The sequence below is a fragment of the Pseudactinotalea sp. genome (assembly GCF_048594945.1).
In the GTDB taxonomy this organism is placed as follows: Bacteria; Actinomycetota; Actinomycetes; order Actinomycetales; family Beutenbergiaceae; genus Pseudactinotalea.
Genome location: NZ_JBMDXJ010000061.1, coordinates 20,351 through 27,555 on the forward strand (window position 1 = coordinate 20,351; position 7,205 = coordinate 27,555).

Below are 7,205 nucleotides of genomic sequence, written 5' to 3' on the forward strand. Positions count from 1 at the left end.
GGGGTGGGCGGCTCGCCCGGGTGTCAGGCGGCCACGAGCGCCGGCTGCCAGCCGAGGGCGGGGGCGACCTGCGTGGCGACGTCGTGGAGGATCTGCTCGTAGTCGATCCGGCGCAGCCCGTAGGGCAGCTCGAGCCGGAGCTCGGTGACGTCGCCGATGGCGGCATCCGCCTGCAGTCGCTCGACGATCTCGGCGCTGGATCCCACGAGATCCGGCGCGAACAGCGTGCGGCGCTCACCCTGCGGAGCCAGCGTGCGGGCGTGCCGGCTCGCCTCGTACTCGCGGTACTTGTCCCGGGTGGCGGCATCGGCGCTGTCGGTCGGCACCACCACCCGACCGACGGCGATCCGCGGTTCGCCCGCCCCTCGCCACCGCTGTCGGAACGTCTGCAGGTTGGTGAGCTGCGCCGTCCAGAAGTCGTCGGTGCCCTCGCCCGCCACGATGTTGCCGGTGAGCAGGTTGAGCCCGTGCTCGGCAGCCCAGATCGTCGAGCGCGACGAGCCGCCGCCGTACCAGAGCCGCTCGGTCAGTCCCGCGGCGTACGGCTGCACCCGTGGCCGCTGCGGGCCGTTGGGTGACTGCACTCGCGTGTCCTCGGAACCGATCCAGCTGCCGTCGAGGTTCTTCGCGAACCGCAGGATCCGCTGGTGGGAGAAGTCGACTGCCTCCCAGTCGCCGTCGAACACCCGGTCACCCACGAGCTCGACGTGCGGCGGCGTGCCGGCGCTCACGCCGATCTGGAGCCGGCCACCGGCGAGCACGTCCACCGTGGCGAGGTCCTCGGCGAGGCGCAGCGGGCTCTCGTACCCGATCGGCACCACGGCGGTGCCCAGCTCGATCCGATCCGTGCGTTGAGTGGCCGCGGACAGGAACACCGCCGCCGAGGAGACCGCCGCCTCGAGGTGACGCTGCCGCACCCACGCGCCCTGGTACCCGAGCCGTTCTCCGTAGCTGAACAGCCCGAGTGTGTCCTCGAGCCCGGTCCGGGGGTTGTCGCTGTCGTAGGTGCCGGGTGAGAGGAAGGAGAGGGAACGGATCGTCACGGCAGCAGCTGCTTCCCGGGCAGGGCGGTCGGGCCGCCCTCGGTCGGCGGCACGCCGGTGCGGCCGGTGGGCGCCTTCTCGCCCGCCGTCACCTCGAGGTCGAGGTGGTTGCCGGCGACCGGTGCCGGGCAGGTGCCGTAGTCGCTGAACACGTACGGGTAGTTGATCGCTCGGTTGAAGTCGATCACGCCGCGACCGCTCGCCACCTCGCCCTCGACCGGCACCGCGCGCCACGCGGAGGTGAGCACGCCGCTCGTGGCGTCGGAGAAGGAGAGGAGCCATGCCGAGCCACGTGCGGTGGCCACGGCCCGGTGCTCACGCCCTCCACGATGGAAGGTGACCTCGCCGACTGCGCTCGCGATCTGCTCGAGACCGGGCGCTGCCGCCTTCACGCGCACGCTGCGGGGATGCTCGTACGGCTGCAGCTCCACGTCCACCACCCAGTCCGGGTTGAAGTCGAAGACCGGCACGCCCGTGAACTCCTCGCGCGCCCCGGCCTGCGGGTCGCGCAGCCGCAGCGCGTAGTAGCCGCCGCGGCGCAGCACCTCCACCAGCACCGGGCCGTCGTCGTCCAAGGCACCCTCGCCCACCGTCGCGAAGCGGTGCGCACCTGCCTCGTTCACCACGACCGAGGCGACGCCGTCGAGCGGAGCCGGCCCCGCTCCGCCGTCGGGCGTGAGAAGGACGAGGCCATCGGCCGAGGCAGCCCGGACGTGCAGGGTGTCGTCGGCCACCCACCAGCTGCCCGGAACGGTGGCGGGGTGGTCGGACGTCTCTTCCGAGGTCGCCGTGATCCAGTGGTAGGCCACCACGGACAACCAGTCGTAGGGGGCCGCGAGCCCGTCGTTGCGCTCCTCGCACCACCGTTGCCAGCGTGCGCGTGCGGTGTCGACGTCTCCTTGGGTCTGGTCGGTGAGTGTCATGGGTCGCTCCTGGCAACGAAGGGGTTGAGAGCTTCACTCTCCGCCTCTGCCGCCCCGCTAACAATCTGGACTAAAGTAGTCCCGAATAGTGGACGCTCCCTCGAACGGGGGAGTGCGTTCACGCCCGAGCGGGATGGCGGGCTCTGGCCGCCGTCCCAGGCTGGTAGGCATGGCTACCGAACCTCTCACCCATGTCCCTACCTCAGTCGTATCCGACGGCGGAGCGCGCCGGGCCGATCGGCTCACCATGGCCGGTGGCTGGTCCTTGGCCGCGATCGCCGTGCTTCACACCCTGGTCTTCATCGCCCAACCCTGGTGGGGCGTGTGGCTCGCCGGCCCGTTCCGCACCGAGGAGCCGCCGAACGAGGCGTTCGCCCAGTTCTGGGCACTGCCGGGCAGCTTCGTGGTGATCGGCGCGCTGTTCGGACTCTCGCTCGTGACCCTCGGGCGACGAGGCGCGCAAGCGCCGCTCTACGTCCCGATCGCGCTCGCGCTGTGGGGTGCTCTCTGCGTGTGGATCGTGGGTCCGAGCGGGTTCATGCTGCTGATCGTGCCGGTGGCGCTGCTGGTGGTCGCGCGGGTGCGGGCGCCCCGGCGGGATCAGGGCATGATCGACGCACCAGCGGAGGCGGATGAGCGGTGAGCGGCGCCCAGGACACGCACGACGTCAGCAGCGTCCCGCGCCGAGACCGGCGCGGGACCTTCGCCACGGATAGCGAGCGCGAACTCCTCGTAGAACTCGTCGCACGCCTGCAGCGGAGCCAGTCCGTCGAACACCTCGTCCGGTTGCCCGGGTCGGATCAGGGTGAGCGAGTCGAAGTTCTGGGCCACGATCGTGCCTGAGCTTCCGAACACGCTCCACTTCGGGAGGTCGACATCGCACTCGCGAAACACCTCGATCCGAGCGCTGACACCCTCGCCGTAGTTGAGCACGATCTCACCATGGTGCTCGACCTCGTCTGCAGGATATCGATGCATGACGGCGGTGACCGAGTGGGGTAGCCCTGCGTGCAGCAGCAGCTGATGGTCGACGAGATGCGGCGCGATGAGGTTGACCACGCCTCCTCCGCCTGCGGTGGTGTGCGCCCAGGCCGCGGGTTCGGTGCCGGCGTGCGCTCGATCGGCACCTGCCACGGTGTACTTGCCGCGGTGCATCCTGCGCTCCTCGCTGCGCCAGATCTCGCCGATTGCGCCCTCGGCGACCAACCGTCGGATGATCTGGAAGGACGGCTCCCACCGGCGATTGTGGAACACGGTGAGGATGCGGTCATGCTTCTCGGCTGCTGCGAGCATCGCCTCGGTCTCGCTCACGGTCGAGGCCATCGGCTTCTCTACCACGACGTGCTTGCCGGCGGCGAGCGCGGCAAGCGTCATCGGCGCGTGCTGATCGTGCGGTGTAGCGACGACGACGACCTGGACCGCGTCGTCGGTCACCAGCGTGCGCCAGTCGTCGTGCCCACGGGCGCCGAAGCGCTGTGCGCCGGCCGCCGTGCGCTCCGGCCGGCGCGCGTTGACGGCCACGATGTCGAAGTCCGGCGAGCGCTCCAGCGTGCCCTCCGCGTGGTAGTACCAGCCACTGTTCCCGAGGCCGATGATGCCGACGCCGATCGGTGGCGCCGTCATCGGGGCACCTCCTCCGTGCCGGTCGGCTGTTGCGCGGCCACGCCGTCACTGAGATACCACTCCACCAGCGCGGTCTGGGTCCAGCGCGGGTCGCCGGCAGCGAGCACGTCCTCGAAGACACCCCGGAGCGCCGCCGTGAAGGGCGTCCGCGCGCCGAGTTCCGCTGCGGTCTGCAGCACGTAGCCCATGTCCTTCGAGTGCAGCGCCATCGTGCCGACGGTGCCGTACCGCCGCTCGGTCATGGCCGGCAGCACACGCTCGAGCATGCCCGATCGCGAACCGGTCCAGCTGAGCGCCTCGGGAAGCAGTGCGAGATCGACGCCCGCGTGCTCGGCGAACCCGAGCGCTTCTCCGATCACACCCATGATCACGCCGTTCAGCATGTTCTGCACGAGTTTGACGTACTGCCCGTGGCCGTGCGGGCCCATGTGGAAGGAACGCACCGTGACCGCATCGAGCCAGGGCTGCGCCCGCGCGACGTCATCCTCGGCGCCGCCGAGGAACGAGACCAGGCCCTCGGGGCCGTAGGTGACCGGTGCATCGACGACGGCGACCTCTCGCTGCCGGCCCTGCTCGACGAGCGCGAGCGTACGGGCGGGCAGGTTGGTGCTCATGTCGACGCAGACCGACCCCGGCGCCATCGCGTCGAGGGCGCCACCCTGCAGCAGGACAGCATCGACGACGTCGGCGTTCGGCAGCGAGAGCACGAGCACATCGACCGACTCGGCCAGCGAGAGGACGTGATCGTGCACGTGGCCCCCCGCGGCGCCGGCGCGTTCGCGCGCGGCAGCGTCGAGGTCGTGGACGTGGACGTCCAGCCCGGCGGTCACGGCGGGGGCGACGAGGCCGCCGCCGACGTTGCCGAGGCCCACGAGGCCGTAGCGCGCGCTCATCGGCTGCCCGCCCCGCCGCCGTCGACGGCGATCGTGGTGCCGGTAATGAAGCTCGCGTCGTCGCTGGCGAGGAAGGTGATCGCCGCCGCGATCTCCTCCGGCTCCGCGAGGCGCCGCAGCAGGTTGGACCCCTCGGCGGACCGCATCCGGATCCTCGCGGCCTCCGGATCGGCATGGTCCTGCAGATGCATCTCGGTGATCGTGCCGCCCGGGGCGACCCCGACCACACGAACGCCGGCGCCCGCCAGCGCTGCGGCCATGGATCGTGTGACCGAGACCAGCGCCGCCTTCGTGGCGTCGTAGATCCATCGACCCGCGCGTGAGCGATACGCGGCCTCCGAGGAGACCGTCACCACCACGCCGCGCGCCGCGCTCAGCGCTGGCACGAGCTCGTGGACCAGCTGCGCCATGCCTCGGACATTGACGGCAAACAGCAGGTCCCAGCCCGCCAGCCCGCGCTCGAGGAACGGATTCTCCTGCGACCCGTCCACGTGCACGAGCCCGGCGCAGCCCACCACGCCGTGGACCTGCGGGTGGGCCGCGGCGATGATCGCAGTGGTCTCGGACACCGAGGCCTCGGACGCGAGGTCGAGTCCGTGTGCCGTGGCGCTGCCGCCGGCTTCCTGGATGGCAGCTGCGGCTGCCTCGGCTCCCGCACGATCACGGTCGAGAAGGACGACGTGCGCCCCCTCGCTGCCGAGCCTGCTGGCGGTGGCGCGGCCGATGCCGGAGGCGGCACCGGTGACCACCACCACGCGGTCGGTGAAGCGGCTGGGATGGCTGGGTGATGTCACTTGATTCCCGTCGTCGAGATGCCGTCCAACAGGAGTCGCTGGAAGGCGAGGAAGAAGCCGATGACCGGCAGCAGGGAGAGCAGCGACATCGCGAAGAGGCCGCCGTAGTTGGATGTGCCGGAGGCATCCACGAACAGTGCCAGGCCGATCGGCACGGTGTAGTTCGCCTGGCTCGTCAGATAGATGAGCGGGTTGAGGAAGTCGTTCCAGGACCAGATGAAGGAGAACGCTGCCGTGGTGGCCATGGCCGGCACAGCGAGCGGCACCATGATCTGAGCGAAGATCCGCGCGTGCCCGCAGCCGTCGATCCGGGCCGCCTCGGCGAGGTCCTTCGGGATCAGCCGGAAGAACTGCACGAGCAGGAACACGAAGAATGCCTCGGTGGCCAGGAACCGCGGTACCACCAGCGGCAGGAACGTGTCGACCCAGCCCAGCGAGTTGAAGAGCAGGTACTGCGGGATCAGCAGCACGTGGTACGGCAGCATGATCGTGCCGATCATGAGCGCGAACCATACCCGGCGCCCGCGGAACGGCAGCCGGGCGAAGGCGTAGGCGGCCAGCGAGCAGGACACCACGTTGCCCACCACCGCGAGCACCGAGATGATCAGCGAGTTCGCGAAGAACGTGCCAAAGCTCGTCTGGGCGACGCTCGTCCACCCGTTGACGAAGTTCTCCAGCGTCGGGTTCGAGACCCACAGGCTGTCATCGATCAGGACCTCGTCGGAGGGCCGGAAGGCGGACGCGGTCATCCAGAGCAGCGGGTAGGACATCACGAAGGCGGCTGACACCAGTCCGACGTGGATCAGGGTGCGCTGGGCAGCATGGCCCACGGGCCGGCGCGGCCGGCGGCTGACGACGACGGTGCTCACTTCTCCCCATCTCCGTAGTGGACCCAGAACCGGCCGCTGGCGAACACCGCCGCGGTCACCGCTGCGATCGCCACGAGCAGCACCCACGCCATCGCGGAGGCGTACCCGAAGCGCAACTCGGTGAAGGCCCGTTGGTAGAGCAGCAGCGTGTAGAAGAGCGTCGAGCCCGCAGGCCCGCCGGTGCCGCCGCTGACGACATAGACCTGTGTGAAGGCCTGGAAGCCGCCGATCGTGGCGAGGATGCCGTTGAAGAGCACGACCGGAGAGATCGACGGCAAGGTGATGTACCAGTAGCGTGCCCGGCGGCCGGCGCCGTCCAGGGCTGCGGCCTCGTAGAGCTCGACCGGCACCTGCCGCAACCCCGCGAGAAAGATGATCATCGGTGAGCCGAAGGTCCACACGTTGAGCACCATGATGGTGATGAGTGCCGTGTCGGGGTTGCCGATCCAGCTGCGTCCGTCGATGCCGAACACCGACAGCACTCCGTTGATGAGTCCCGACTCACCCCACACGAACCGCCACAGCACGGCGATCGCCACGCTGCCGCCCAGCAGCGACGGGATGTAGAAGATCGTCCGGTAGAGCCCCAGCGCCCGGATCCCCTTGTTGAGCAGGGTCGCCACGGTGAGTGCGAACGCGAGCATCACCGGGACCGAGATGAGCACATACAGCAGCGTCACCCGGACCGATCCCCAGTACGCGGGGTCGACGGTGAACATGATGCGGTAGTTCTCCAGCCCGACCCACTCCATCCTGCTGAAGGAGCCGGAGAAATTGGTGAACGACAGCACCAGCGACGCGAGCATCGGCAGCGCCGTCACGCCGAAGAATCCCGCGAGCCAGGGCGACAGAAACAGGTACCCCGCGAGCGTGGTGCGCGCGGACTCGTTCCAGCCGCCAGTCCCGGGCAGTCGCCCCGGCCTGCGCCCTGGTGGAGACGTTGCTGAGCGGTGCGTGCTCTGGCGGACATCTCTGGCCGTCACAGCCATGTGAACCCCTTCCTCGGTGGGGGGGGGGGGGGGGGGGGCGGCCCCCCCCCCCCACGGAGGGGCAACCCGGC

At 69.9% G+C, this 7,205-nt stretch carries 8 protein-coding genes; 1 reads left to right on the forward strand and 7 read right to left on the reverse strand.

What is annotated here, in order from left to right; genetic code table 11:
- Positions 1 to 23 precede the first annotated feature (23 nt).
- Together ACOJSN_RS02915 and ACOJSN_RS02920 are read right to left on the reverse strand one after the other, a co-directional pair.
- Complete coding sequence (locus ACOJSN_RS02915; protein WP_420111013.1) at positions 24 to 1,043, reverse strand: LLM class flavin-dependent oxidoreductase; 1,020 nt, start codon at positions 1,041 to 1,043, stop codon at positions 24 to 26.
- Positions 1,040 to 1,966, reverse strand: a complete 927-nt coding sequence (locus ACOJSN_RS02920) for a DUF1684 domain-containing protein (protein WP_420111014.1) — start codon at positions 1,964 to 1,966, stop codon at positions 1,040 to 1,042. Before ACOJSN_RS02920 ends, ACOJSN_RS02915 begins: the two co-directional genes overlap by 4 nt.
- Before the next feature lie 169 nt (positions 1,967 to 2,135).
- Here ACOJSN_RS02920 and ACOJSN_RS02925 point away from each other — a divergent pair, with 169 nt between their 5' ends.
- On the forward strand, positions 2,136 to 2,609 hold the full coding sequence (locus ACOJSN_RS02925; RefSeq protein ID WP_420111015.1) for a DUF6463 family protein: 474 nt from the start codon (positions 2,136 to 2,138) through the stop codon (positions 2,607 to 2,609).
- Here ACOJSN_RS02925 and ACOJSN_RS02930 read toward each other — a convergent pair.
- From ACOJSN_RS02930 to ACOJSN_RS02950, 5 genes are read right to left on the reverse strand one after another with little or no spacing between them, the layout of a single operon-like run.
- Positions 2,567 to 3,589 carry a Gfo/Idh/MocA family protein gene (locus ACOJSN_RS02930; protein ID WP_420111016.1) on the reverse strand — a complete coding sequence of 341 codons (1,023 nt, stop codon included), beginning with the start codon at positions 3,587 to 3,589 and terminating at the stop codon, positions 2,567 to 2,569. The two genes, ACOJSN_RS02925 and ACOJSN_RS02930, sit on opposite strands and share 43 nt — an antisense overlap.
- Positions 3,586 to 4,482 (reverse strand): NAD(P)-dependent oxidoreductase, encoded by an 897-nt coding sequence (locus tag ACOJSN_RS02935; protein ID WP_420111017.1) that lies wholly within the window; start codon positions 4,480 to 4,482, stop codon positions 3,586 to 3,588. Before ACOJSN_RS02935 ends, ACOJSN_RS02930 begins: the two co-directional genes overlap by 4 nt.
- Positions 4,479 to 5,276 (reverse strand): SDR family NAD(P)-dependent oxidoreductase, encoded by a 798-nt coding sequence (locus tag ACOJSN_RS02940; RefSeq protein WP_420111018.1) that lies wholly within the window; start codon positions 5,274 to 5,276, stop codon positions 4,479 to 4,481. The genes ACOJSN_RS02935 and ACOJSN_RS02940 overlap by 4 nt, the downstream gene beginning before the upstream one ends.
- The gene (locus ACOJSN_RS02945; RefSeq protein ID WP_420111019.1) at positions 5,273 to 6,145 is read right to left on the reverse strand and encodes a carbohydrate ABC transporter permease; all 873 of its coding nucleotides are present in this window, start codon (positions 6,143 to 6,145) and stop codon (positions 5,273 to 5,275) included. The genes ACOJSN_RS02940 and ACOJSN_RS02945 overlap by 4 nt, the downstream gene beginning before the upstream one ends.
- Positions 6,142 to 7,134 (reverse strand): carbohydrate ABC transporter permease, encoded by a 993-nt coding sequence (locus ACOJSN_RS02950; protein ID WP_420111020.1) that lies wholly within the window; start codon positions 7,132 to 7,134, stop codon positions 6,142 to 6,144. The genes ACOJSN_RS02945 and ACOJSN_RS02950 overlap by 4 nt, the downstream gene beginning before the upstream one ends.
- Positions 7,135 to 7,205 lie beyond the last annotated feature (71 nt).

Excerpts from the sequence above, each read along its gene's own strand:
- ACOJSN_RS02920 (WP_420111014.1), bottom strand. The coding sequence starts at position 1,966 with ATGACACTCACCGACCAGACCCAAGGAGACGTCGACACCGCACGCGCA.
- ACOJSN_RS02925 (WP_420111015.1), top strand. The coding sequence starts at position 2,136 with ATGGCTACCGAACCTCTCACCCATGTCCCTACCTCAGTCGTATCCGAC.
- ACOJSN_RS02930 (WP_420111016.1), bottom strand. The coding sequence starts at position 3,589 with ATGACGGCGCCACCGATCGGCGTCGGCATCATCGGCCTCGGGAACAGT.
- ACOJSN_RS02935 (WP_420111017.1), bottom strand. The coding sequence starts at position 4,482 with ATGAGCGCGCGCTACGGCCTCGTGGGCCTCGGCAACGTCGGCGGCGGC.
- ACOJSN_RS02950 (WP_420111020.1), bottom strand. The coding sequence starts at position 7,134 with ATGGCTGTGACGGCCAGAGATGTCCGCCAGAGCACGCACCGCTCAGCA.